This is a genomic window from Bacteroidetes bacterium endosymbiont of Geopemphigus sp. (genome assembly GCF_002904345.1).
Classification (GTDB): Bacteria; Bacteroidota; Bacteroidia; order Flavobacteriales; family Blattabacteriaceae; genus GSPS2-BC2016.
In genome coordinates this window covers 53,853-78,393 of the sequence record NZ_PEIH01000005.1, presented here as the reverse complement: position 1 = coordinate 78,393, position 24,541 = coordinate 53,853, and the positions used below count along the sequence as shown (strand labels likewise).

Sequence of the window (24,541 nt, the reverse complement as noted above, 5' to 3'; positions counted from 1 at the left end):
AATATATGTTTTATATTTCTTAATTTTATGCCAAAAAAATATTAAAAAATTCTATAGTAATAAAAACAAGACCTATTAAAAACATTACGTTCATACTGGTAAACCATAGATGACTCAATAAAAAACGCTAAAAAGTATGTAGATACCGACCTAAAAAGGGGTAAGGGCTCCAGTTGAAAGTTTCCGCGCGTCTTTGATCAAAAGAAGAAAAAAGCGTGAAAACCCCCATAGATTAAACCCAAAAGATCTATATAAAGTATAATTAAAGTGGTGGTAAGACCTGGGTATTCTCTTAAGGAATACCCAGGTAGATTCCTAAAGAAAGCAAGCCGCTTATAGAAAAGTTTATTGCCCATAGCACGATGAGCACAAATACAAATCCAAAGCAATCAGCCACCAGTTTTTTATTGCATGTGTTTTTTTATTAATATTTTTCATAAACTATTGATTTTTATAATAAAAGTAAAACATTTGAAATATACCTTTGCAAAGGATTGAACATATGATCACACAAGAACAAATCAGAAACTTAATTGAGCGTGTAAAAAATCTTTACCATTATCTGGATATTGATAATAAACAATTGGAGATCAGCAATGAAGAAGAAAAAACGGCCGCTCCCGGTTTTTGGAATGATACAAAACAAGCGCAGGGGATTATGAAAAGCCTGCGCTCAAAGAAAAAATGGGTGGAAAGCTATCAGCAGGCCAAAAGATCTTCAGAGGAACTCGAGGTGCTTTATGAGTTTTTCAAAGAAGGAGAGAGCAGTGTTGAAGATCTAAAATCACAAGCAGAAAAAACTGAAAAAATCCTCTCGGATATCGAATTTAAGAATATGCTCTCTGAAGAAGAAGATTTATTGGGTGCTGTACTTCAGATATCCTCTGGCGCGGGAGGCACTGAAAGCTGCGACTGGACCTCTATGCTTATGCGTATGTATTTGATGTGGGGAGAAAAGAATAATTATAAAATCACGGAAATCCATCATGTATCGGGTGATGTTGCCGGAATTAAATCGATAACTTTAGAATTTGAGGGCGACTACGCTTTTGGGTATCTTAAAGGAGAAAACGGCGTACACCGTTTAGTGCGCATATCTCCCTTTGACAGTAATGCCAAACGACACACTTCTTTCGCTTCGGTTTATGTCTATCCATTAGTGGATGATGCTATTGAAATTGATATAAAATCCTCTGATATTCTCTGGGAAACCTTCCGCTCAAGCGGGGCGGGAGGACAAAACGTTAATAAAGTGGAGACTGGCGTTCGTTTGCGGCACCAGCCTACGGATATTGTTATTGAAAATACCGAATCGCGCTCGCAACTTCAGAATAAGGAAAAAGCTCTGCAGCTTTTGAAATCCAGACTTTTTGAAATAGAAATGCAGGAACGTCATACCAAACGTGACGAGATCGAAGCGCAAAAGAAGAAAATCGAATGGGGCTCCCAAATTCGCAATTATGTAATGCATCCCTATAAACTGGTAAAGGACCTTCGCACAGGTCATGAAACTTCAGATGTAGATGCCGTGATGAACGGAGATCTTGAAGATTTTCTTAAGGAATTTCTTATGATTTTAAAGAAATAATGTTTGGTGTTGTAATTTAATCCAGTACCTGGTAGTATATAAATGAAAATCCGCTACTCAGAGCTTATCGATCAGACTTTTGATTTTCCCACTGAAGAATTCAAAATTGAAAAGAATCTACTCGAATTCCACGGCATACCGCTTATGCAATTGATAAAAAAAAATGGAACGCCACTGCAGTTCTGTTATCTTCCGAAGATTTCGCAAAATATTTGTCAAACACAAAAATGGTTTGAAAAAGCTATCGCTAAAAATCATTATAAAAATGGTTATACTTACTGTTATTGTACCAAAAGTTCTCATTTTTCTTTTGTACTGCAGGAAGCTCTTAAAAATGATATCAGTTTAGAAACCTCTTATACTTATGATATAGATATCATTCGTAACCTTTATAAAAAAGGGAAAATCAATCAAAACATCGAAGTAGTATGTAATGGTTTTAAGACCAATGATTATATAGAAAATATCGCCCAATTGATCAACCAAGGATTTAAGAATACGATTCCTGTTCTCGATAACGCTCTGGAAGTAGATCAACTTCAAGCTCAAATCAACGGACCTTTTAAGGTGGGGATACGCATCGCTTCAGAAGAGGAGCCTAAATTTGAATTCTACACCTCTCGTCTGGGCATCGGTTATAAAGATATTATTCCGATTTATAACGCAAAGATTAAAGACAATGATCAGGTAGAGCTCAAAATGTTACATTTTTTTATCAATACCGGAATCAAAGATACCGCTTACTATTGGAATGAACTTTTTAAGTGTTTGCGTATCTATGCGCGTCTTAAAAAAATCGCACCGGAGCTTCAAGCGCTAAATATAGGAGGAGGATTTCCTATAAAAACTTCTCTTTCTTTTGATTACGATTACGAATACATGACTAATGAAATCGTGCATCAGATCAAAAAATTCTGTGAAGAAGAGGAGGTAAAAGAACCCCATATATATACCGAATTTGGAGCCTATACCGTAGGAGAGAGTGGAGGGGTTCTTTATAAGGTTCTCAGCCAGAAACGACAAAATGATCGTGAGAAATGGAATATGATCGACAGCTCTTTTATGACTACTTTACCTGATACATGGGCCATCAGCCGTCGTTTCATTATGATGGCTGTCAACCGCTGGGATGACGCTTACGAACGTGTTTTCCTAGGCGGACTCACTTGCGATAGTGATGATTATTACAATTCAGAACAGCATATGAACGCCATTTACCTTCCTTATTTTCATGAAAAAGATCCGCTTTACATAGGATTTTTCAATACAGGGGCTTATCAAGATACCATAAGCGGTTATGGAGGGGTTCATCACTGTCTTATTCCGCAAGCAAAACATATCTTAATCGATCGCAACGTGCAAGGAAAGCTTACCTACGAGGTTTTTCGACAAGGGCAGACCCCGGAAGAGGTTCTAGATATTCTGGGTTATTAAAATCAAGATAAACATGAAGACATTTGCCGGAATTCCTCAAGAGTACGCGAAGTTTAAAAATTCCCAGGTGGTACTAATCCCCATACCTTATGACGGTACCAGCACCTGGGGAAAAGGAGCTGATAAAGGACCCGCAGCTTTTTTACAAGCGGCTGAAAATATCGAACTTTACGATATTGAAACCGATGCTGAAGTTTACAAAAGAGGAATATTTTTAGCACCGGCTCTTCAGGAGAACTTCAGCGCCGAGAAAATGGTTAAAAAAGTTTACACCACTACTAAAGAATATTTATCTTTTGGAAAATTTGTTACTCTTATCGGAGGAGAACATTCCATTTCCATAGGCAGCTTACGAGCTTTCAGAGAGCAGTTTCCCACGCTCAGCGTATTGCAGCTCGATGCGCACGCGGATTTAAGACCTCATTATCAAGGAACGCCTTATAATCACGCTTGCGCCTTACATGAAAGTACTCGGAGAGGCCCTTTAGTTCAAGTGGGTATTCGAAGCATGGATATCGAAGAGAAAAAATACGTACAGCAAGGAAATATTTTTTACGCCCACAAACTTGATGAACACGAAAACTGGATACAAAAGCTTATAGATCGTTTGAGCAAGAAAGTGTTTATCACCATAGATTTGGATGCCTTTGATCCTTCAATTGCGCCTTCCACGGGAACACCCGAGCCCGGAGGGCTTTTATGGTATAGCACTTTAAAATTGCTCCGTAAGGTTTTTGAGCAAAAAGAAGTGGTGGGTTTTGATATCGTGGAGCTCGCTCCCAATCCCAAAGAGCCTTCCACGGATTTTCTGGCGGCAAAGCTCTATTATAAATTATTGAGCTACCGCTTTGAATTATGAATAACTTTACCCTTATGGCAAAGAAAATCATCATCGCTATAGACGGACCTTCCTCTACCGGTAAAAGCACATTAGCGAAGCAACTGGCTCAAAAGCTAAATTATATTCATATAGATACGGGCGCTATGTATCGTGCGGTAGGCTTGTTTTCTATTAAAAAAGGATTTTTTAAAAAAGATGGCCTCGATACACGGCAACTCCTTTCTTCACTTAAGGATATCCACATTAATTTTCAGAGAGATGCTATTTCAGGACTTAATAAAATTCAACTTAATGGGAAAGAGGTACAGAAAAACATCCGTACTATGGAAGTTTCTGAAAACGTCAGTTTTGTAGCTAAAATTCCTGAGGTGCGCGAAAAACTGGTAAACCTTCAACAGAAACTAGGGAGAGGAAGAGGTGTGGTAATGGACGGAAGAGATATAGGAACGGTCGTATTTCCTAAAGCCGATCTAAAAATTTTTCTTAATGCACCTTTGCCGGTGCGTGCTGATCGTCGCTATAAAGAGCTTTGTGAAAAAAATTCTCATCTCACCTATGAGCAAGTGTTGAATAACTTGTCCGCAAGGGATGAAAGTGATGTTCACAGAAAAATTGGGCCTTTAAAAAAATCGCAGGATGCCATTGAAATTGACAATAGTTCACTGAACCTGAAAGAACAACTTTCTATTATCCTTAAGCTCGCAAAAAAGACTATTATTGATTTATCTGAATAAAAATTATTATCTGTTATGAAAATTTTAGAAGGAAAAATAGCAATTATCACAGGCGGTTCGCGAGGTATCGGAAAAGCCATTGTTGAGCTTTTTGCTCATCAAGGCGCTCAAGTGCATTTCACCTATAGTCATTCTGCTGATAAGGTCCGGGAAATTGAGAAAACCTTAGAATCAAGCGTGAAGAGTTATCAGCTTAACGCTACAGATGAACAAGGTACGCATGAGCTCGTGGAGCAGATCGCGAAAGATTCCGGCAAGCTCGATATCGTGGTGAACAATGCAGGGATTACCCGGGATAATCTTCTTTTGCGCATGAGCCGCAAAGATTGGGAAGAGGTACTGCACACCAATCTTACCTCGTTTTTCTTTCTTACGAAAGCCGCTATCAAGCCTATGTTAAAACAAAAAAGCGGATCAATTGTTAATATAAGCTCAGTGGTAGGACTTACCGGTAATTCCGGACAGGCCAATTATGCTGCCTCAAAAGCCGGAATTATTGGATTTACAAAGTCTGTTGCTAAAGAGCTTGGTTCGCGAAACATTCGATGCAACGCTATCGCTCCGGGCTTCATCGCTACTGAAATGACTTCTTTAGATGAAAAAGTGGTTAAAAACTGGCTGAAAGATATTCCTTTAAAAAAATCCGGAACTCCAGAGGATATCGCTAAAGTAGCTCTTTTTCTCGCTTCAGATTTATCTTCCTATATAACTGCTGAGGTGCTGAATGTTAACGGAGGAATGCATTAACGACCTATGTTTTCAGCCCATCCTGTTGTACAAGGAATTGCAGAGATATTAAAAGCCAAGGATATCACATATGCGGTGCTCTCGCCCGGATCGAGAAACGCGCCTGTTATTATCCACCTTACGGGAGATCCCGCCTTTAAGACCTATAGTATAGCAGATGAGCGCTCTGCAGGTTTTTTTGCCCTCGGTATGGCTCAACAACTGCAAGTTCCTGTTGTTCTTAACTGTACTTCAGGTTCAGCGCTTGTTAATTACTACCCGAGCCTTGTGGAGGCTTATTATCAGCAGATCCCTTTGATTCTTCTCACCGCTGACCGACCAAAAGAATCTATAGACCTTCGTGAAGGTCAAACCATTCAACAGGAAAATCTCTTTGGTCGGCACGTCGTTAAATTTGTTCAACTCACTGAAGATCATTCAAAAAAAGGCTTATGGTACAACGACTATCTGGTAAATGAGACGCTCAATGCAGCGCTTTTACTTAAAAAGCCGGTGCATATCAATCTGCCACTTTCCGAGCCTCTTTATAATAGAGTAAATAAAATTAAGCGCAAACCCAAAATCATTACGGTGCCTTCTCTAGGAGTTTTTGTAGATCCTTCTTTGCTGAAACCTTATCAGGAAATCTGGAAAAATAACCCTAAAAAAATGATCCTCATCGGACAACAAAATTCTTCGCCTGATCTGGAGATAATCTTGGAAGATTTAAGTCAGAATGATCCTTCCCTGATCATATTAACAGAAACTTTATCGAATATTCATGGAGTTGGCTTTATAGAATGTATAGATCGTCTGATTTATTCTGTATCTAAAGAAAAAGAAGCAGATTTGTATCCTGAGTTATTAATTACTTTCGGAAAAAGTATCGTTTCAAAAAAGATTAAAAATTTTCTAAGGGATGCCGCTTCTAAGCACCACTGGCATATAGAAGAAAACGCCGGGCCGATGCCTGATACCTATCATGCGCTTACTACTTACTGGGGTCTTCCCGCAGAGGTTTTTTTAAAAAACTTACCCAAGACTTGTTTAAATTCAGATTTTCGTAAAAAATGGACTGATCTTGATAAAGAACGCGCACAAAAACATAAGGTTTTTCTTTCTAAAACAAGATTTTGCGATTTAAAGGCTTTTGAGATAATTCTACAAGCCATACCCGAGGGAAGTTTGCTGCACCTAGGTAATGGTACAGCTATTCGCTATCAACAACTTTTTAAGAGAAAGAAAAGTGTAATATCTTATGCCAATCGCGGCACAGCCGGAATTGACGGTTGTGTTTCTACAGCTATGGGAGCAGCCGTTGCCTGCCAAAAACCTCTGGTATTAGTCACAGGGGATCTTAGCTTTTTTTACGATAGCAACGCGCTCTGGAATTCTTATACCCCTGAGGATTTTCGCATTATTATCATCAATAACGGAGGCGGTGATATATTTCGTTTTATTCCAGGACCTGATCAGTCAGCTGCCCTGGAGGATTATTTTGTAAAAACTCACAGTTTAAATGCAAAATCGCTCTGTGAAATGCATCATTGGAGCTATTTGTATGCTGATACAGAAATAACTTTAAGAAATGCGCTAAAAAAATTCTGGAAGCCTACGGAATACAAACTTCAAGCAAATTTACTGGAAGTAAACACTAGAAAATATAATAATTCCCATCAACTCAGGAATTATTTTTCTTCTCTTCATAAGAAGATTAAAATGTAATGTTAAGTAAGAAAGCATTTCCCATAATTTATATTATGTTAAGTAGGGTTTTTATTTTAGTGGCAGGTGAATGGATTCTTGAAAAAGAATCTTGAATTCAAGATTCTTTTTCAAGAATCCATTCACCTTTTTCAATAAGAGCTTCGGCCTGTTTGAATTTCATATGACGAACTTCGCCAGTGGCCATATGACGTATGTGTATACGATCATTACGACCTGTTTTTTTTCCTGCCTGACGAGGCATAACAGATTCCAAGATCAAATTCTGATCGGAAGAATCAAGTTGATGGTCATGGTAATTTCTTTCAAGCCTAAGATCAGGAGCTTTTTTAAGACAATCTAAAGATTTTTCAATCTTCTGATCTTCCAAGAGTAAATTCGCTTTGAAAAGAAAAGAAACCGTTTCTCTGTTAATTTCACTCATCGTTTTATGAAAAAGATTGAACGCCTCGCCTTTGTAGATGAGCAAAGGTTCTTTTTGCTCGTAAACAGCGTTCTGCACTGAGCTACGTAATTCATCCATTTCTCTAAGATGTTCTTTCCATTTTTCATCTATAATGGCAAGAATGACAGAACGTTCAAATTCGTATATTAAGCTCTTCCCGGAACTTTCATAAGCGTTTTTAAGGTTTACTATTATAAGCATACTTTTTATCCCGTCCGTGAAAGGAATTTGTATGCGCTCAAAACGATCTCTTTGACTCTGGTAAACATTTGTAATTATCGGAAAAACCCTTTCTTCAAGGTGTTCTTTTTTAAGTTTATAAACTTCAATGACGCTCTTGTAAAGACTATCCGTGAGTTCTTGCTCTTTGAGCGAACTAAAATCTTCAGAACTTATAGAGGTTTCTATGGCGAAATACCGAACCCATTCATATTGAAAATTTTTAAAGTCATTTATTTCTTTATTATCAGAAATAAGACTTTGTACAGTATTATAGAGGACAGTAGCAATATCTATCGAAAGACGCTCTCCTAATAGTGCATTTCTGCGTTTTTTGTAGATAACCTCACGCTGCTTATTGATTACGTCATCGTATTCAAGCAAACGTTTTCGGATACCGAAATTATTCTCTTCAACTTTTTTCTGTGCGCGTTCAATAGAACGAGTAACGAGTGAATGCTGTATAACATCACCTTCTTTATGTCCAAGACGATCCATTACCCGAGATAAACGATCGGATCCAAAAAGACGCATTAATCCGTCTTGAAGCGATACAAAAAATTGAGAGCTTCCCGGATCCCCTTGACGTCCCGAACGTCCGCGAAGCTGTCTGTCTACCCTTCGAGAATCATGCCGCTCAGTTCCTAATATAGCTAAACCTCCGGCAATTTTAGCCTCATCAGAAAGTTTAATGTCTGTACCACGACCCGCCATATTAGTAGCAATGGTTACCACCCCCGCACTTCCAGCCTCTGCAATAATATCAGCCTCTTTTTTGTGAAGTTTAGCATTTAACACATTGTGAGAAATTTTGCGAAGTTTTAGGGTTCGGCTAAGCAATTCCGAAACCTCTACAGAGGTAGTTCCCACAAGAACAGGACGCTTTTCCTCTTGAGAGAGCTTAAGTATTTTACTAATAAGAGCGTTGTACTTTTCCCGTTTAGTCTTGAAGACAAGATCTTGATGATCTTTGCGGTTTACCGCCTGGTTAGTAGGTATACTTACCACATCAAGTTTGTAAATTTGCCAAAACTCGCCGACCTCGGTTTCAGCTGTACCTGTCATGCCCGCAAGTTTGCTGTACATTCTAAAGTAATTCTGCAGGGTTATAGTGGCGAAGGTCTGACTTGCAGCTTCTATCTTAACATTTTCTTTTGCCTCGATCGCTTGATGCAGACCATCGGAATAACGACGACCGTCCATGATGCGACCCGTCTGTTCATCTACGATTTTCACCTGTCCATCTATAACTACATAGTCGATATCTTTTTCAAAAAGCGTGTAAGCTTTTAACAGCTGATTAAGTGTATGAAGACGGGCTGATTTTATAGAAAATTCTTTTAAAAGAGTTTCCTTTTTTTTATCTTCTTCTTCTTTAGGTAGATTTGTGGACTCAAGTTCAGCAATTTCCGTGACAATATCGCGAAGGATAAAAAAGTGTGAATCTGAAACATCTTTCGAAAGAAAATCTATTCCCTTATCAGTAAGTTCTATGGTTTTATTTTTTTCATCGATAACAAAGTAAAGATGTGCATCCACTTTGGGCATTTCTCTGTTGTTATCCTGCATATACTTCCCCTCTGTTTTCTGCAGAAGCACGCGATTATTTTCCTCGCTCAGGAATTTAATAAGAGTTTTGTTTTTAGGCAAGCCTCTGTGTACTTGTAAAATCTTAAAACCACCTGTTTTCTTATCGCCAGCTTTGATAAGCTCCCTGGCTTGAGTGAGGGTTTTTCCCAATTCCAGACGCTGTTGCTGAACAATGCGTTCAAGTTTTGGTTTAAGTACATCAAACTCCTGGCGATCTCCTTGTGGAACCGGACCGGAGATGATCAATGGCGTGCGCGCATCATCTATAAGCACAGAATCTACCTCATCTACTATAGCATAGTTAAGCTCACGCTGTACGATTTCATCTGCTGAACGTGCCATGTTATCGCGCAAATAATCGAACCCAAATTCATTGTTGGTACCATAGGTGATATCGGCAGCATAAGCCTGACGACGCATAGGAGTATTGGGTAAATGCTCATCTATACAATCCACGCTAAGTCCATGGAACTCCATAATGGGCGCCATCCAAGCGGCATCCCGTTTAGCAAGATAATCATTAACGGTAACCACATGAACTCCTCTTGAGGTAAGCGCATTTAAGTAAATAGGTAGAGTAGCAGCCAGAGTTTTCCCCTCCCCTGTTGCCATTTCGGCGATCTTTCCCTGATGCAAAACTGTTCCTCCTATGAGCTGAACATCATAATGAACCATATTCCATACGGTAGGTTTTCCCGCGGTGTTCCAACTGTTCTTCCAGATAGCTCTATCTTGTTGTAAACTCACGTATTCCTTACGGGAAGATAAATCTCTGTCAAAAGACGTAGCCTTAACCGCAATCTTCGAATATTCATTAAAACGTTTGGCAGTTTCTTTAATCACCGCAAAGGCCTCAGGCAAGATCTCGAGCAAGACTCCCTGATGAACCTCATAGCATTCTTTTTTACGAGCATCTATGGCTTCATAAAGGATCTCTTTTTGAGAAACATCTTCTTCCGCTTGCACTTGCGTTTGCAAAGAATCGATCTCATTTGAAATCTTCTGGGTACGTTTAAGTAAATGATCTTTAAACCCGGAAGTTTTTGATCGTAATTCATCATGAGAGAGAGCGCCAATAACTGGTTCGAGTTCTTTAATTTTTTGCAAATATTTCTCAGCCTCTCTTACATCTCGTTCATTTTTGTTTCCCAGGAAACCCTTTAATATCTTATTTAAGAAACTCATTGAATGGAATTTAGTGTCTTGTTTATAAAAAAGTATGAGCTTTAAATTATACTTTTATATTCGAGTTTAGTATTCATCTTCATTAAAAAAATAATCATCTTTGGTAGGATAATCAGGCCATATATCTTCCATAGAACCATATTCTTCATCGTCTTCAAGTTGCTGAATATTTTCCACCAACTCTAAGGGAGCTCCACTACGAGTCGCGTAATCTATAAGCTCTTCTTTATTAGCAGGCCAGGGAGCGTCTTCAAGATAGCGAGCCAATTCTAATGTCCAATACATAAAAGTTATATTAAAATAAAAATTTAATTATAGATGTCAATTTTTTATTGGAATTTTAAAAAAAACCAAGAGGAATTCTTATAGAATAAACCCCATCGAAAAAAACATTTTACGCTATTTAAGGCTTCTCCGAAGCCCGATAGGATCAAAGGGTATGTGACCTCTCGCTTATTGGTATACAAAGGTACTTTCAAACCTGTGGCGATTTCTATGAAAAAAGCTTTGTTAGCTAAACACACTCTCGCTCCCAAGAGCGGATCAAACCAATAGGTTTGTAAGTTTTTTCTGGGAAAAAGCACATTATGAGCATGCGGATATCGCATTGAGCGTTTCTGATTTTTTTGCTGATAAGGCGTATAGGAAAAATAGAAACCTGTATAGTAGGCTTGTTCAGGATCTAAATGGTTTTCACATAAGGACCAATTAATAAATCCATGTAAAGTCTGAAATAGCTCACCATCTATAAAAAGCGCTTTTTGATAAGTGACAGCCTTAGAGGTCAGTTGTTTTTCTTCAAAGATATTTGGCGATTCTTCAGATTTTTCCGGGCATTGCTGTTCGCAAGTGAGAAAAAAAATTCCCGTAAAAAAACTAAAATTGTATAGACAGATGTTCTTTTTCATCGATGAAACATTTTTTTTGCTTTTTTTCACGATTTATTATAAAATATATACATTCTTGGAAATTTTTCCCATGAAAAAACTCAGTAAAATCCTTCTTTGGCTATTCATTGCGCTAACTGGCGCCCTGGCTCCTGGACTGATTGCCTTGCATCGTGGAGAATCGATCAACGCCGCATGGATCATCATAGCTTCTGTGGCGGTATATATAAGATTTCTTATCGTTTTTATTAATCGATTTGTCGCTTATAAAGTCCTTGGGTTTGATAAAAAACGCTTGACCCTGTCGCAAAAGTACAACGATGGAATGGATTATATACCTACCAATAAATGGACATTCTTTGGATACCATTTCGCAGCCATTTCCGGTGCGGGTCCACTAATATGTCCCGTATTAGCTGTACAAATGGGGTATTTACCCAAAGTGGTAACAAGTCTTCGGTCTTTTTCCAGATCTCTTTTATCCTTATACAATCATATCAGTAAAACACATGATAAATCGTTTACAATTCTAAAAGCGGAACGATAATGGCAGATCAAGATGGCGCTTACAAATTGACTTACCGCGTCAGATTGAAGAACAATCCTTTCGAGAGGGCTTTTGACGGAACCACCGGGGGATTTGGTAATGGATGGGTTTTTTACGATAGTAATGCTGATCAGATCGTTTATTTGAGGAAAGGCGATAAGCTTCACGTTTGTTACTATACCTATGGAACTAACGGAATGAATAGCAATACCAATAATATCTACATTGAAAAAATAATAGTTATATAAAGCTTCCAAAGGCTAATGGAGTTATATTCTTTGTGGAGAGACACACACATTATTCGAATTTCTGTTCATATCGGCTATCATCTTCATTCATGCACTCAATTTAAAAGTGGTACTGATTAGATCTCTTTGAGAAGCCTGAGCCATATTTCTTACACGTTACTTTTTTACATCCCAATGTTTGGGATTAAAAAAAATTTTACTCTTGAAAAAGACATCGAACTTAGTGCCATCGATTAGTATTAAGTGTATTGCGATATTTGTTCGGGAGTATTTTTACTCAAAACCCAATAAGATACTCTTGCCATTCCACAAATTAGCGGTTTCGTTCAAAAGTACCCAATACAGTAAATTTACAGAGATTCTTAATGAAGTTATGAAGCAAGGAGCTCATATTTTTATCGTATTTTTGCTCCTCATTTCAATAATCGGATGGGGAAGATCATTGCCATTGCTAACCAAAAAGGAGGAGTGGGAAAAACTACCACTGCCATTAATCTTACAGCCGCGCTCGGGGCACTAGAAAAGAAAACTCTTTTGATAGATGCTGACCCTCAAGCGAACGCTACCTCTGGTATTGGGCTAAATCCAGAGGATCTTAGAAATGGAACTTATGAAGTAATTGAAAATCAGATCAGTCCGCAAAACGGTATTCATCCTACTCAGTGTCCCAATACATGGATCATGCCTTCTCATATGGATCTGGTAGCAGCCGAATTAGAATTGATCGATAGTCCAAAGCGGGAATATATGCTTAAAGAGGCGTTAAAAATATTGAAAAATAACTACGACTATATCATCATAGATTGCGCGCCTTCATTAGGCCTGATCACACTCAATGCTCTTACGGCAGCCGATTCCTTAATCATTCCCATACAATGCGAATATTTTGCTCTTGAGGGTCTGGGCAAATTGCTTAATACTATTAAAAGTGTACAACAACTGCATAATCATACGTTGGATATAGAAGGTTTGTTGCTCACCATGCACGATTCACGACTTCGCCTTTCCAACCAGGTGATTGAGGAGGTCAAAAATCACTTTCCCGATATGCTCTTCGAAACCATTATTCAAAGAAATGTACGCCTGAGCGAGGCGCCAAGTTTTGGAAAGTCGATTTTAGAATATGACGCTGAAAGTAAGGGAAGTTTTAACTACCTCACCCTGGCTCATGAACTTTTAAAAAAAAACAACGATGTCCTCATCTGAAAATATTCCTAAGAAAAGAGCGTTGGGACGCGGTTTATCAGCCTTACTAAAGGAAAAAGAAGATACACCTGGTATAGGATCCTTGGGATCCATTGTAGAGCTACAACTTGATAATATTCGGCCTAACGGTGATCAGCCTCGAAAAAATTTTGATCAAAACGCCTTAGAAGAACTCACAGCCTCTATCCAAAGTTTAGGTGTAATTCAGCCTGTTACTGTGAGGAAAAGAGAAGAAGGTTATGAACTTATCTCAGGGGAGCGGCGTTTTCAGGCTTGTAAATTAGCCGGTTTAGATCGAATACCTTCCTATGTGCGCATAGCTGATGATGAGGAGACGCTTGAAATGGTCTTAGTAGAAAATATCCAACGCGAGGAGCTCAACGCCATTGAAATTGCACTCTCTTATCAACGCCTCATCTACGAAATGGGTCTTACCCAAGAAAGGCTTAGCCAACGCATAGGCAAAAAGAGGGTCACCATTGCTAATTACTTAAGGTTACTAAAGCTTGATCCTGTTATCCAGACAGGCATACGCGATAAGGTGATCAGCATGGGCCATGGACGTGCTTTGATCAATATGGAAGATCCTGAACAACAGTTATATCTGTATGAAAAAATCATTCACGCAGAGCTCTCTGTAAGACAAACCGAAGCGCTTGTCAAGAATCACAAAAAAGCCTTTCCGGAAAAAACAAGTGCTTCGTTGCTAAACGAATTGAAAAAGGATTTTCAAAAACTTTCACAACATTTGAATAGCCCTGTAGATATTCGACGTTCAATCTCAGGCAAGGGGAAAATTATTATCTCTTTTCATTCAGATAAAGATTTTGACCGTATTAAAGAATTGCTCTTATGAGAAATATTTTATTTTATACGTTCTTTCCTTTTTTGGTATGGTCACAGAATACGGATAACCAGACCATTCAACAGTCCTCCCCCGCTCATTTGCAGAAAAATCTTGAATCTTTATCATGGACTCCCGTACCTGTTCAGGCAGCGCTATATTCTACAGCTTTGCCAGGTTTAGGACAGGCCTATAATAAAAAATACTGGAAAATCCCCTTAATATGGGGGATTTTAGGTACGGGTACCTACGCTATTGGATACTATAAGAGAAATTATGATGGTTACCACAGTAGATTTATTACTGCAGTGAACACAGGAACAGATCAAAAAAGATATATCCGTGAACAGCTTGCCAGAGCGCAGAAGCAAGCAAGTCGATATTATAATTACGCCGTTATTCTGATGGCTTTAGCTTATGTATTGAATATTATCGATGCACTGGTGGACGCAAACCTTTACGAGCTGGATCACGAAAAAGAATTCTCTCTAAAGCTGACGCTTGTTCCGAAGAATAATACAGATCCTTTTTTAGGAATTTCTTTAAATATAAAATTTTAAAACAAATGAAGATTGCTCTTATCGGTCATGGCAAAATGGGTAAAACTATAGAAAAAATCGCTTTGAAGCGGCAACATGAAATATCGCTCACAAGCAATCATACACCTGATAGCCAGGCACTCAATGGGATTGACGTAGCTATAGAGTTCAGCTGCCCCGAAGCTGCCTTTGAGAATATAAAAATCTGCCTGGAGAATAATATTCCCGTAGTATGTGGTACTACCGGATGGCTTAAAAAACGCCTTGATATAGAACAACTCTGTAAAAAGAGAGAAGGTGCTTTTTTATATGCTTCAAACTTCAGTATAGGAGTCAATTTATTTTTTGAAATTAATCGACAACTCGCACAATTAATAGCACCTTATAAAGAATACAAAGCTGAAATTCACGAAGTACATCATATCGAAAAAAAAGATGCTCCTAGCGGAACTGCCCTTACCTTAGCTGAAATGCTTTTAGAAAAAGGAATTGCCAAGGAATGGATTTTGGAATCTAAAGAGGTAGAAAATCAATTGCTGATCACTTCAAAACGCCTTGATCAAACACCCGGAACCCATACCGTATGTTATCGCTCAGTTATAGACGATATCAGTTTAGAGCATAAAGCCCATAGTCGCGAAGGTTTTGCTCTGGGAGCGGTTATAGCTGCTGAATGGATACGCGAAAAAAAAGGTGTATTTTCTATGAAAGAGGTTTTGAGCATCGATGCATAAATAATTTAATAAACGGATAATATTACTATGAACTGGATTCTCATTTTTGTCACCTTGCAAGTCCTACATTTTTTGGGAACCTGGAGGCTTTATCAAAAAGCTGGCCGAAAATCCTGGGAGACTGCCCTTCCGATTTATAGTCTTTGGGTGATGCTCAAGATCACCGGAAGACCCCGCTGGTGGATAGTGTTGTTTTTCATACCTATTATTTGCGTAGTACTCTATGGAGTTTTATGGGTTGATTTTATTCGCTGTTTCGGAAAACGTAGCAGTAAAGATACTTTTTTGGTAATCATTACATTAGGATTTTATATCTATTATATAAATTACCTTCCACGGACAAAATTTACAGGCGTGGAAGAACGCAAGGAAACGGCTCTGTCCTCTCTTTTATTTGCAGTGGTATTTGCTTCTTTTGTCCATACTTATTTGATACAACCTTTTACCATACCCACTCCTTCTATGGAACGCACCTTACTGGTAGGTGATTTTATGTTTGTAAGCAAATTTCATTACGGCTTGAGAATCCCTTTAACACCCATAGGATTTCCTTTTACGCACAATACCATTCCAATAATCGGGATACGGTCATATATCGATCGTATACGTTTACCTTATAAGAGGCTTCCGGCGCTCACCCCTATTCGACCTGGTGATATAGTAGTTTTTAATTTTCCTACTGATTCTACACAAAACGCACCGGATCGAAAGGATCACTATATCAAAAGATGTATAGCCCTTCCGGGAGATACGCTCGAGATTATATCCGGTGAACTTCAGGTAAACGGACAACCAGAGGCATTACCTAAGAATGCTGAAAAACAATATTCTTACATCGTACAAACCAAAGAAATCCGATTAAATGAAGATTTTTTGAAAAATTACCTGGGTATTAAGGATATCAAATTAATCGAAGGTGATGAAAGTGGCGATAGAGGCGCACTTTATGAAATTATGCTTACTGATGAGTACGCTAAGATCTTAAGCGAACTAGACAATGTGACTTCAATAGAAAAACACCTGTTTTCAAAAGAATTTACAGAGCCTGGAATTTTTCCTGAAAATTCCACATGGAATCGTGATTTTTATGGCCCTCTTTACGTCCCTAAAAAGGGAGATATAATAAAACTCTCAGAAAATAACATAAGTCAATATCGCGATATTATCACGCGCTATGAAGGGCATACTTTAAAGGAGAGTGAAGGAGAATTCTTTATAGACAACCGCTCAATGCAGGAGTATGTCATAGAGCAGAATTATTATTTTATGATGGGTGATAACCGACACAACTCATTAGACTCACGCTATTGGGGTTTTGTTCCACAAGATCATATCGTAGGTAAACCTATTTTTACCTGGCTAAGCATTGACTGGGACAGAGATCATCCGCTGAACATATTCAAATGGAAACTTCGTCAGGAGCGCATTATAACCCTGACCAATGAAAACAGCCGCATAAAAACCTCTTACCTTCCTTATGTGTTGACAAGTTTGGGTATTTATTTTGTCTATTCTTTTATCAAAGAGAGGCGAAAGAAAAAGAAAAACACAAGTAGTGACTGAAAAACAGATCCTTCCAGTATACTATTTTGCTCCTATAAGCTATTGGGCTTTTTATTTACAAGTGAAGAAAACGATTTTTGAAAGGGAAGATTTTTACGAAAAGCAAAGCTTTCGTAATCGCTGTTATCTCTACGGAGCCAATGGATGGCTTTCACTGATCATACCTATTCGGCATGAGGGAAAGAGAAAATATAAAGATGTGCGCATTTGCTATGAAATTCCCTGGAGAACGCAACACCAGAAATCTCTGGAAAATGCCTACCGATCTTCTCCTTATTTTAAGTTTTACGAAATGGATTTTATTGCGTTATTTGAAAAAAAGGAAATTTTTTTATTGGATTTTAATCAAAAGTGTATGCAAATCATAGCGAATATTTTGAAAATTACATTATCGAAACGTTTTACTTATCAATACCAAAAAAAATATACACAGGGGCGAGATCTCAGAGATGCTTTCTCTGTAAAATCGCAATTGAATCAAGATTTTCCAAAATATCAACAGGTATTTTCAGAAAAACACGGTTTTTTTCCTGATTTGAGCTTATTGGATTTACTCTTTAACGAAGGCCCTGAAAGTTTTAATTATCTTAAAAAATTACATACATGAAATATTTACACAATTTATTCATTGGGCTTTTTTCCTTATCAGTCCTATTCGCTCAAGATTTCTCTAACAAAGAGAATTCTTTAAAAAACTGGCATCATAAAGATTTTGGAAGCAGTAAAATATACGGTATAGGAACGGAAAAAGCCTACCAATTCTTACATAAAAAACAAAGAAAAGCTCAGTCTATTATCGTAGCTGTTATTGATTCAGGCATTGATATTGATCATAAAGATCTCAAACCTAATTTATGGATAAACCCCAATCTCGGAAAACCTGGGGATTCCGATACTTATGTAAATGATTTGTATGGCTGGAACTTCATTGGAGGGCTCCAAGGGGATGTTCAACAAGACAATATAGAAAGTACGCGGATCGTAAGGAGGTTTAAACCCATTTTTGAGAGTGGAGACGTACTCAAAGACCAGAGCATGCAAGCGCAATATCCAAAGCATTATAAATTATACCTGGGAGGTAAAAAAAATTATGAAGAAAATCTGATAAAAAGCACTGAAAATCTCGTAAAAGCCCATCATTTTCAGAAGTTAAAAAAAGCGCTCAGCCTAGGTTTTGATGAAGTTTCCCAACAACTAGGCGAGCAGAAGCTCTCCTGTGCGCTTGTTGATTCTGTAAAAGAAAGCAGTCCTGAGGTTGTTCTGGTAAAAAACACACTACAAGAAAATCTTTTTAAAACCTCTCCAGATTCCGTAGAAGGAAAAAACATACAAGAAATCAAACGCACCATTCAAAAAGACCTCGATGATGTAATCAGTCATTATACAAAAGATGCCAAATATTTATACAACATCAACTTTGACCCCAGGCCTATAGTAGGAGATCATTACGAGGATATCAATGAACGTTTTTATGGTAATAATCGTGTAAAAGGACCTCAGGAGAATGATAATTTACATGGCACACATGTAGCAGGGATCATTGGTGCAAATCGCGAAAGTGATCAGGTTAAAGGAATAGCTGATCAGGTGCGTATCATGAGTCTTCGGGCTGTTCCCGATGGCGATGAAAGAGATAAAGATATAGCCAACGCCATACGTTATGCTGTAGATAAGGGGGCTAAAATTATTAATATGAGCTTTGGAAAAGCCTTCTCTCCGGAAAAACAAGCAGTAGATAATGCTTTAAGATATGCGCAAAGTAAAGAAGTTTTACTAATCCATGCTGCCGGTAACGAGAGCAAAAATTTAGATGAGGAAAAAAATTACCCCTCAAACGAGGATGAAAATGGAAATAAACTTGGCGATTTATGGATCAACGTAGGCGCCTCAAGTTATAAAAATGATGAAAACTTAGCAGCCTCTTTTTCAAATTATGGGAAAGAGCGCGTGGATCTTTTCGCGCCAGGTGTGGAAATTTACTCTACCACTCCGGAAAATACTTACCGATATTTACAAGGCACTAGCATGGCCGCGCCGGTAGTGGCAGGAGCCGCTGCATTGATTTGGTCGCATTATCCCAAACTTAACGCACGAGAGGTAAAAGACTTACTGCTTTCTAGTGTACATAAAGTAAATAAAATGGTCAGCCTTCCATCAGATGCCGGGGAAGAGGAAAAAAAAACACCTATCAAGAAGATATCTTTTACAAACCTCTCAAAAAGCGGAGGTATATTAAATCTATACAAAGCTGTAGAGCTAGCTGAAAAAAAATATGGAAAATTTTAATTTCTAAAAACACTTCAAATGATAAAGTATTTTCAAAAAAAACTTAATTAAAGATGCATTTCTAGAAATTTATATTTATTAAGCATATTTTTCCAGAAATTAGTAAGAGGTGTGAAGCGGAAAAATATTGATTTTCTTTTATTCGCATAAAAATCTATAGATAAGCTATCTTAACTGCAAAAAGTAAGGATGTTACATCAACGTCCTACTTTGTTTTCCGATTTTTTTCTTACCCTTTAGCTCGAGGAGATTTATACATGGATTATTTGCTCTCTGGAATCAGAAGAAGTTCTTGTAATGTTCTTAGTTTTTTTTATGAAATTTCCCTTCTAGGCAATCTGATAAGATTTCAGCGGTCTCGACATGACCTACAGCTACTTATGTGTTATACACAAGCCCCTACCATTTGGTGATTTTTTCTTCACCTAGACGAAATGCGATTTATTATTCTTTCCTTATGGGAGGTTTCTCTTTTCTGCCCTTGCTCTTGACACATTTTATGGAATGAGTTTATAGACTCCCTCTAAGGTTTCAATAATATTTATCTTAGTGACGTTTAAATGATACATATGCAACTCAGAGGTGATCATCTGATCAAAATTTATAAAGGAAGGACTGTGGTAAAAGATGTCTCGCTAGAGGTAAACCAAGGAGAAATCGTGGGTTTGCTCGGGCCTAACGGAGCGGGTAAAACCACGACCTTTTATATGCTCGTAGGTTTAATTCAAGTCTCGGAAGGAAAAATCCTCCTCGAGGATGAAAATATTACATTGGCCCCCATGTATAAACGAGCCCAAAAAGGCATAGGATATTTAGCGCAAGAAGCTTCTGTGTTCAGAAAACTTTCTGTGGAAGATAATATTTTAAGTGTACTCGAAATGACATCGCTTTCTCGGGCTGAACAAAAAAAGAAAACCGATTGTATCCTCGAAGAATTTAGTCTGCAGCATGTGCGCAAGAATCGTGGAGATCTTTTATCAGGTGGAGAACGCCGGCGCACTGAAATTGCCCGAGCGCTGGTTATGGATCCAAAATTTTTATTGCTCGATGAACCTTTCGCAGGGGTAGATCCTATCGCTGTGGAAGATATTCAAAAAATCATTGCCTCACTTAAAAATAGAAATATCGGTATCCTCATTACAGATCATAATGTGCAAGAAACCCTTGTCATTACCAACCGTACTTACTTGATGTTCGAAGGAAGCATTCTTAAACATGGAACCGCTGAGGAATTAGCACGGGATGCTATGGTAAGAAAAGTATATTTGGGCGAAAAATTTGTTCTAAAAAATTCTTAGAATTTTTACATGGATCATCTTTATAAATACTCTAAAATAGCTTTATTTATCAATGGAGAGCCTCCTTTGATTTTTCCAAAAGAAAGAGATTATGAAAAGATATTCGCTACCGACGGGGCATATAGGTACTTAAAGGAAACAGGCATAAGTCCTGATGTGGTAAACGGGGACTGGGATTCGCTGGAAACAGTTAATTTTCCTAAAGGTGTTCAATTCATTCACACACCGGATCAGAACTCTACAGATTTTGAAAAAGCACTTCAAATCATCGACGAAAAAGGATTCAAAAATGTAGATGTTTGGGGTGCCAGCGGCAGAGAACAAGATCATTTCCTTGGCAATCTCTCTGTAGGCTTGAAATATAGTCAAAAGTTATCACTTCGATTCTATGATAATTATTACTGCTATTTTTTTGCCGAAAAACTCACAATACTTCCGAAAGTCAAAGGAAAAATGATTTCTCTCTTTCCTTTTCCAGAGACAAAAGGAATAGATACAAAGGGTCTAAAATACCCCCTTCAGGGCGAAAATCTTAGCCTAAAGGGATGCATTAGCACGCGAAATAAGGCTATTAAAGATCAAGTTAAGATAAGCTATAAATCCGGCTCACTTCTGTTATTTGTGGAGCGCTAAAAAAAATTGATAAACTCAAATGTTTTAAAAATCCTTAATAAAAGCGATAAGTTTTTCTGTGTGATTAATTATTTCTTTATCCAGATCTTCTTTCTCTGTAAAGGGTCTCCCATTAGATTGTATATAGCCTTTATAGGTCATTTTACAATAGTTGACCATCATTTGCAAAGGACGTAAAGTTTCATCTAAAGTATAATTATAAGAATTTCCGACATGGTATTTTTCTCGCTTGCCACCTGTAGTGATAGAAAGCAGCAGATTTTTACCTTTTAATTTAAAATCTTCCTGAGCAGCTCCAAATCCAAAACCGGGGCTCAAAACTTGATCCTGCCAGGTTTTTAAGATAGGTGGTGCGCTAAACCAGAACATGGGAAACTGAAAAATTATCAAATCCGACTTAACAAGCGATTCTTGCTCAGCCGCTACATCGATTTTTTTATCGGCGTATAAGTTATAGAGCGAATGTACTTCAACATCCTTTAATGAAGAGATAGTTTCTATAATTCTCCTATTGGAAATAGAGGATTCTAAATTAGGATGTGCAAGCAGCAGTAAAGTATTCATTTACGTCGATATTTTTTATCGCAGCTTATTTTGCAAATATATTAATATTTTTTAACACAATCTTTTATTTCAAGATCTGTAATTTTCTCTTTTAGCAAAACGTTTGTTAGAATTAAACATCCTCTAGGATGTAAATATTTATACAGTTTTTGCCTGATAAAGAAGACTATTTTTAAAAAACTGCAGGAAAGTAAAGACTAACTGACTTTTGTTTACATAATTTTCGTCAAATTCAAAAGTAAAAATCAATATCTGGTGTTGCTAAACTTTTAAAAACGATATGTTAAAAAAAGTATTATCTCCTAAATATTTTTAGCTTCTTTGAGAGAGGAAAATCCTGTGATACAATAATAACGTTATTATGCATAATAGATATCAAAAGATATTTATTTGCTTTTTGGGTGTTTTGTCAAAAATGGATAAAATTTTTCACTTTAAATAATCTAATTACACAAAATCTCTTACAATTCTTTAATTTTTGATAAAAACTTATCACAAATTAAGATCATAAGCATTGTTTTTGAAGATTAAATACTAAAATATTTGATTTTTAAAGATAACTAATAACAAAAAATCATAAAGTGAACTTGTAGCGTGAGGGGGACTTGAACCACCGACCTCCGGGTTATGAATCCGACGCTCTAACCAACTGAGCTACCACGCCCTGTAAAGACATAGCAAATGTACATTTTATTTCAGCTCTCTAAAAAGTATCCATAAATATAATATCCTTGAGTGCTTTGATTTTTATATCTTTCGCCCTTATAACCGAAAATAATAATCCGCATGCGTGAAAAGTTTCAGTTAGAATTTATTATGCATTCCTCAATGACTGTTCTTTATAATTATATATCTTCTTCATCGGGGCTCTCGGAATGGTTCGCGGACCATGTCCGATCTTTAGGAGAAAAATTTACTTTTAGATGGGATAAAGGAAACGAAGAAGTGGCTTTTCTAATTCGAAATAAGGCAGGAAGTCATGTTAGATTTAGATGGGAACAAGATGAAAATACAAAATACTTCTTTGAAATGGAGATTAAAAAAGATGAAATTACCGGAGATGTTTCACTTTTCGTCACCGATTTTGCCGATCCTGGTCAGGTAGAGGAAGCTACGTTATTTTGGAAGGCCCAAATCAGATGTCTTGAAAGAATTGTAGGTCGATGATAAAATATTATTCAGAATTTTCCTTTCTTAAGGAATTTATATTTTGGATCAATTATAATACATACAAATACCGATTTCGCTTAGTACACTCTCGTTTTTCTCTGATCTGAAAAAACGATTGACCGATGTATATATTCGTGAATATGCTTTTTTTAAATCAACATAACAGGTTAGTTCAGGAGTCACAAGGTTTTTTGTTTTTTCTTAAAGGAAATGTATTCTAACACTTAAAATTGAAGAAGTAGTGCAAAAATCTGTGCTGAGGAGTAAATTTTTAGAGTACCTTAGAAAGGGTAAATCGTTATGCCGTTAAATAGGCAGAGTTATCTCCATATGGAGATGCAAAGCGCTGATGAGGTATTTTTTTAAAGGACTTTAGTGTGTGACCTGTTAGGTCACTATAGAAAAAAATTATGAGATAACACGCTTACATGAAATTTTTGAAGAACTGCAGCGCGCAGTTTCGTTAGAGCTTTTCTAGTTTTTCTACTTAAATAAAAGTTTATATGAATCGAGATTTTAGCCATTTGCGCAAGAATTATATACAAAAAAAATTACTTGAAAAAGACCTCCCGAGAGATCCTATGTTGCTTTTTGATAGTTGGTTTCAAGAGGCTTTAAACTCTGAATATCTATTAGAACCCAATGCGGTATCTTTATCTACTGTCGATGAGGATCATTCTCCCGGAGCGCGAGTGGTTTTACTTAAATCTTTTTCAGATGAAGGTTTTGTATTTTATACAAATTACAAAAGCAAAAAAGCATATGCTATAGAGAGAAATTCTAAGGTATGTTTATCTTTTTTTTGGCCAGATACTGAACGTCAGATTATCATAAAAGGACAGGCAAAAAAACTAAGAGCTGAAGATTCAGATATTTATTTTTTAAAAAGACCCCGGGAAAGCTCCATAGGCGCATGGGCTTCGCAGCAAAGCTCTATTATTCCTTCAAGGATATATCTTGAAGAGCGCTATGTATATTATGAAAATCGCTTTAGGAATCATAATTTTCATAGACCCCCTTTTTGGGGGGGGTACGTGGTAAAGCCTCATCATATAGAGTTTTGGCAAGGACGCAATAGTCGTCTGCATGACAGGATATGTTTTACACTTATTGAGAAGCAGCAATGGAAAATAGAACGTTTAGCTCCTTGATAAAAATAAAAACCCCATTGATACAGGGTTTTATTTAGGAATAAAAATACATAACGTTATTTTTTATTCTTATGATTTACTTTATTGGAGATCTCTGCAGCTGCCTTGAATTTTATTACAGTTTTTTCCGGAATAGCAATGGCCTCACCTGTTTGAGGATTTCTCCCTTTTCTGGCAGGTCTTATCTGAGTTGAAAAGGTTCCTAATCCAGGATAGGCTAGTTTATCTCCTTTTTCTAAACATTCACTAATTTGCATTACGTAAGAAGCCAGCACTTGGTTGATTTTTTCTTTCGATAGCCCATAGATGTCTTTAGCTATTGCTTCGATCATTTCGGTTTTGTTCATGATTTAAAATTTTTCCAGTAATGATAAACACTACTAT

At 37.3% G+C, this 24,541-nt stretch carries 24 protein-coding genes and 1 tRNA gene; 19 read left to right on the top strand and 6 right to left on the bottom strand.

The window, feature by feature from the left end:
• Window positions 1-502: 502 nt before the first annotated feature.
• The 6 genes from prfB to menD are packed head-to-tail and all read left to right on the top strand — an operon-like array spanning window position 503 to window position 7,048.
• Complete coding sequence (prfB, locus tag CS842_RS01605; RefSeq protein WP_103327145.1) at window positions 503-1,588, top strand: peptide chain release factor 2; 1,086 nt, start codon at window positions 503-505, stop codon at window positions 1,586-1,588.
• 42 nt (window positions 1,589-1,630) lie between these two features.
• A complete protein-coding gene (locus CS842_RS01600; protein ID WP_103327143.1) occupies window positions 1,631-3,022 on the top strand; it encodes a type III PLP-dependent enzyme domain-containing protein in 1,392 nt (463 codons plus the stop codon).
• 13 nt (window positions 3,023-3,035) lie between these two features.
• Window positions 3,036-3,881 carry an agmatinase gene (gene speB / locus CS842_RS01595; protein WP_195909825.1) on the top strand — a complete coding sequence of 282 codons (846 nt, stop codon included), beginning with the start codon at window positions 3,036-3,038 and terminating at the stop codon, window positions 3,879-3,881.
• A gap of 14 nt (window positions 3,882-3,895) precedes the next feature.
• Window positions 3,896-4,597 (top strand): (d)CMP kinase, encoded by a 702-nt coding sequence (cmk, locus tag CS842_RS01590; RefSeq protein ID WP_103328001.1) that lies wholly within the window; start codon window positions 3,896-3,898, stop codon window positions 4,595-4,597.
• Between the two features lie 15 nt (window positions 4,598-4,612).
• Window positions 4,613-5,344 (top strand): 3-oxoacyl-[acyl-carrier-protein] reductase, encoded by a 732-nt coding sequence (gene fabG / locus CS842_RS01585; RefSeq protein WP_103327139.1) that lies wholly within the window; start codon window positions 4,613-4,615, stop codon window positions 5,342-5,344.
• A 6-nt stretch (window positions 5,345-5,350) separates the two neighbouring features.
• Window positions 5,351-7,048 (top strand): 2-succinyl-5-enolpyruvyl-6-hydroxy-3-cyclohexene-1-carboxylic-acid synthase, encoded by a 1,698-nt coding sequence (menD, locus tag CS842_RS01580; protein ID WP_103327137.1) that lies wholly within the window; start codon window positions 5,351-5,353, stop codon window positions 7,046-7,048.
• A 97-nt stretch (window positions 7,049-7,145) separates the two neighbouring features.
• On the opposite strand, the gene secA is transcribed toward menD, so the two are convergent.
• The 3 genes from secA to CS842_RS01565 form a co-directional block, all read right to left on the bottom strand.
• The gene (gene secA, locus CS842_RS01575; RefSeq protein WP_103327135.1) at window positions 7,146-10,487 is read right to left on the bottom strand and encodes a preprotein translocase subunit SecA; all 3,342 of its coding nucleotides are present in this window, start codon (window positions 10,485-10,487) and stop codon (window positions 7,146-7,148) included.
• A gap of 66 nt (window positions 10,488-10,553) precedes the next feature.
• Complete coding sequence (locus tag CS842_RS01570) at window positions 10,554-10,772, bottom strand: DUF2795 domain-containing protein (protein ID WP_103327133.1); 219 nt, start codon at window positions 10,770-10,772, stop codon at window positions 10,554-10,556.
• Between the two features lie 44 nt (window positions 10,773-10,816).
• Window positions 10,817-11,395: a hypothetical protein gene (locus tag CS842_RS01565; RefSeq protein WP_103327131.1), complete on the bottom strand. Its 579-nt coding sequence runs from the start codon at window positions 11,393-11,395 to the stop codon at window positions 10,817-10,819.
• A gap of 70 nt (window positions 11,396-11,465) precedes the next feature.
• Between CS842_RS01565 and CS842_RS01560 the strand changes: the two genes are divergently transcribed.
• The 11 genes from CS842_RS01560 (at window position 11,466) to CS842_RS01510 (ending at window position 21,272) form a co-directional block, all read left to right on the top strand.
• Window positions 11,466-11,921 carry a carbon starvation CstA family protein gene (locus CS842_RS01560; RefSeq protein ID WP_195909824.1) on the top strand — a complete coding sequence of 152 codons (456 nt, stop codon included), beginning with the start codon at window positions 11,466-11,468 and terminating at the stop codon, window positions 11,919-11,921.
• The gene (locus CS842_RS01555) at window positions 11,921-12,169 is read left to right on the top strand and encodes a hypothetical protein (RefSeq protein WP_103327127.1); all 249 of its coding nucleotides are present in this window, start codon (window positions 11,921-11,923) and stop codon (window positions 12,167-12,169) included. Before CS842_RS01560 ends, CS842_RS01555 begins: the two co-directional genes overlap by 1 nt.
• 429 nt (window positions 12,170-12,598) lie before the next feature.
• Complete coding sequence (locus CS842_RS01550) at window positions 12,599-13,375, top strand: ParA family protein (RefSeq protein WP_103327124.1); 777 nt, start codon at window positions 12,599-12,601, stop codon at window positions 13,373-13,375.
• Window positions 13,362-14,231 (top strand): ParB/RepB/Spo0J family partition protein, encoded by an 870-nt coding sequence (locus tag CS842_RS01545; protein ID WP_103327122.1) that lies wholly within the window; start codon window positions 13,362-13,364, stop codon window positions 14,229-14,231. Before CS842_RS01550 ends, CS842_RS01545 begins: the two co-directional genes overlap by 14 nt.
• Window positions 14,228-14,779 carry a DUF5683 domain-containing protein gene (locus tag CS842_RS01540; RefSeq protein WP_103327119.1) on the top strand — a complete coding sequence of 184 codons (552 nt, stop codon included), beginning with the start codon at window positions 14,228-14,230 and terminating at the stop codon, window positions 14,777-14,779. Before CS842_RS01545 ends, CS842_RS01540 begins: the two co-directional genes overlap by 4 nt.
• Window positions 14,780-14,784: 5 nt before the next feature.
• Complete coding sequence (gene dapB / locus CS842_RS01535) at window positions 14,785-15,492, top strand: 4-hydroxy-tetrahydrodipicolinate reductase (protein ID WP_103327116.1); 708 nt, start codon at window positions 14,785-14,787, stop codon at window positions 15,490-15,492.
• A 27-nt stretch (window positions 15,493-15,519) separates the two neighbouring features.
• Window positions 15,520-17,055 carry a signal peptidase I gene (gene lepB, locus CS842_RS01530; protein ID WP_103327113.1) on the top strand — a complete coding sequence of 512 codons (1,536 nt, stop codon included), beginning with the start codon at window positions 15,520-15,522 and terminating at the stop codon, window positions 17,053-17,055.
• The gene (locus tag CS842_RS01525; RefSeq protein WP_195909823.1) at window positions 17,048-17,662 is read left to right on the top strand and encodes a WbqC family protein; all 615 of its coding nucleotides are present in this window, start codon (window positions 17,048-17,050) and stop codon (window positions 17,660-17,662) included. Before lepB ends, CS842_RS01525 begins: the two co-directional genes overlap by 8 nt.
• Entirely contained in the window at window positions 17,659-19,341 is a 1,683-nt protein-coding gene (locus CS842_RS01520; protein ID WP_103327109.1) for a S8 family serine peptidase, read from the top strand. Before CS842_RS01525 ends, CS842_RS01520 begins: the two co-directional genes overlap by 4 nt.
• A 560-nt stretch (window positions 19,342-19,901) precedes the next feature.
• Window positions 19,902-20,639, top strand: coding sequence for an LPS export ABC transporter ATP-binding protein (lptB, locus tag CS842_RS01515; RefSeq protein WP_430537308.1), 738 nt, complete (start codon window positions 19,902-19,904; stop codon window positions 20,637-20,639).
• A gap of 9 nt (window positions 20,640-20,648) precedes the next feature.
• Window positions 20,649-21,272 carry a thiamine diphosphokinase gene (locus tag CS842_RS01510; protein WP_103327105.1) on the top strand — a complete coding sequence of 208 codons (624 nt, stop codon included), beginning with the start codon at window positions 20,649-20,651 and terminating at the stop codon, window positions 21,270-21,272.
• A 24-nt stretch (window positions 21,273-21,296) separates the two neighbouring features.
• On the opposite strand, the gene CS842_RS01505 is transcribed toward CS842_RS01510, so the two are convergent.
• Both CS842_RS01505 and CS842_RS01500 read right to left on the bottom strand, forming a co-directional pair.
• Complete coding sequence (locus CS842_RS01505; RefSeq protein WP_103327103.1) at window positions 21,297-21,836, bottom strand: NAD(P)H-dependent oxidoreductase; 540 nt, start codon at window positions 21,834-21,836, stop codon at window positions 21,297-21,299.
• A gap of 590 nt (window positions 21,837-22,426) precedes the next feature.
• A tRNA-Met gene (locus CS842_RS01500) sits at window positions 22,427-22,500 on the bottom strand.
• A 122-nt stretch (window positions 22,501-22,622) separates the two neighbouring features.
• Here CS842_RS01500 and CS842_RS01495 point away from each other — a divergent pair.
• Window positions 22,623-23,003: an START-like domain-containing protein gene (locus tag CS842_RS01495; RefSeq protein ID WP_195909822.1), complete on the top strand. Its 381-nt coding sequence runs from the start codon at window positions 22,623-22,625 to the stop codon at window positions 23,001-23,003.
• Window positions 23,004-23,509: 506 nt separating this feature from the next.
• Window positions 23,510-24,157, top strand: coding sequence for a pyridoxamine 5'-phosphate oxidase (gene pdxH / locus CS842_RS01490; RefSeq protein ID WP_103327098.1), 648 nt, complete (start codon window positions 23,510-23,512; stop codon window positions 24,155-24,157).
• Between the two features lie 56 nt (window positions 24,158-24,213).
• On the opposite strand, the gene CS842_RS01485 is transcribed toward pdxH, so the two are convergent.
• A complete protein-coding gene (locus tag CS842_RS01485) occupies window positions 24,214-24,504 on the bottom strand; it encodes an HU family DNA-binding protein (RefSeq protein ID WP_103327096.1) in 291 nt (96 codons plus the stop codon).
• Window positions 24,505-24,541 lie beyond the last annotated feature (37 nt).

Excerpts from the sequence above, each read along its gene's own strand:
- CS842_RS01505 (WP_103327103.1), bottom strand. The coding sequence starts at position 21,836 with ATGAATACTTTACTGCTGCTTGCACATCCTAATTTAGAATCCTCTATT.
- lepB (WP_103327113.1), top strand. The coding sequence starts at position 15,520 with ATGAACTGGATTCTCATTTTTGTCACCTTGCAAGTCCTACATTTTTTG.
- lptB (WP_430537308.1), top strand. The coding sequence starts at position 19,902 with ATGATACATATGCAACTCAGAGGTGATCATCTGATCAAAATTTATAAA.
- CS842_RS01570 (WP_103327133.1), bottom strand. The coding sequence starts at position 10,772 with ATGTATTGGACATTAGAATTGGCTCGCTATCTTGAAGACGCTCCCTGG.
- CS842_RS01560 (WP_195909824.1), top strand. The coding sequence starts at position 11,466 with ATGAAAAAACTCAGTAAAATCCTTCTTTGGCTATTCATTGCGCTAACT.
- pdxH (WP_103327098.1), top strand. The coding sequence starts at position 23,510 with ATGAATCGAGATTTTAGCCATTTGCGCAAGAATTATATACAAAAAAAA.
- CS842_RS01545 (WP_103327122.1), top strand. The coding sequence starts at position 13,362 with ATGTCCTCATCTGAAAATATTCCTAAGAAAAGAGCGTTGGGACGCGGT.
- CS842_RS01495 (WP_195909822.1), top strand. The coding sequence starts at position 22,623 with ATGCGTGAAAAGTTTCAGTTAGAATTTATTATGCATTCCTCAATGACT.
- dapB (WP_103327116.1), top strand. The coding sequence starts at position 14,785 with ATGAAGATTGCTCTTATCGGTCATGGCAAAATGGGTAAAACTATAGAA.
- CS842_RS01520 (WP_103327109.1), top strand. The coding sequence starts at position 17,659 with ATGAAATATTTACACAATTTATTCATTGGGCTTTTTTCCTTATCAGTC.
- CS842_RS01550 (WP_103327124.1), top strand. The coding sequence starts at position 12,599 with ATGGGGAAGATCATTGCCATTGCTAACCAAAAAGGAGGAGTGGGAAAA.
- fabG (WP_103327139.1), top strand. The coding sequence starts at position 4,613 with ATGAAAATTTTAGAAGGAAAAATAGCAATTATCACAGGCGGTTCGCGA.
- CS842_RS01485 (WP_103327096.1), bottom strand. The coding sequence starts at position 24,504 with ATGAACAAAACCGAAATGATCGAAGCAATAGCTAAAGACATCTATGGG.
- CS842_RS01565 (WP_103327131.1), bottom strand. The coding sequence starts at position 11,395 with ATGAAAAAGAACATCTGTCTATACAATTTTAGTTTTTTTACGGGAATT.
- cmk (WP_103328001.1), top strand. The coding sequence starts at position 3,896 with ATGGCAAAGAAAATCATCATCGCTATAGACGGACCTTCCTCTACCGGT.
- secA (WP_103327135.1), bottom strand. The coding sequence starts at position 10,487 with ATGAGTTTCTTAAATAAGATATTAAAGGGTTTCCTGGGAAACAAAAAT.
- CS842_RS01540 (WP_103327119.1), top strand. The coding sequence starts at position 14,228 with ATGAGAAATATTTTATTTTATACGTTCTTTCCTTTTTTGGTATGGTCA.
- speB (WP_195909825.1), top strand. The coding sequence starts at position 3,036 with ATGAAGACATTTGCCGGAATTCCTCAAGAGTACGCGAAGTTTAAAAAT.
- prfB (WP_103327145.1), top strand. The coding sequence starts at position 503 with ATGATCACACAAGAACAAATCAGAAACTTAATTGAGCGTGTAAAAAAT.
- CS842_RS01555 (WP_103327127.1), top strand. The coding sequence starts at position 11,921 with ATGGCAGATCAAGATGGCGCTTACAAATTGACTTACCGCGTCAGATTG.
- menD (WP_103327137.1), top strand. The coding sequence starts at position 5,351 with ATGTTTTCAGCCCATCCTGTTGTACAAGGAATTGCAGAGATATTAAAA.
- CS842_RS01600 (WP_103327143.1), top strand. The coding sequence starts at position 1,631 with ATGAAAATCCGCTACTCAGAGCTTATCGATCAGACTTTTGATTTTCCC.
- CS842_RS01510 (WP_103327105.1), top strand. The coding sequence starts at position 20,649 with ATGGATCATCTTTATAAATACTCTAAAATAGCTTTATTTATCAATGGA.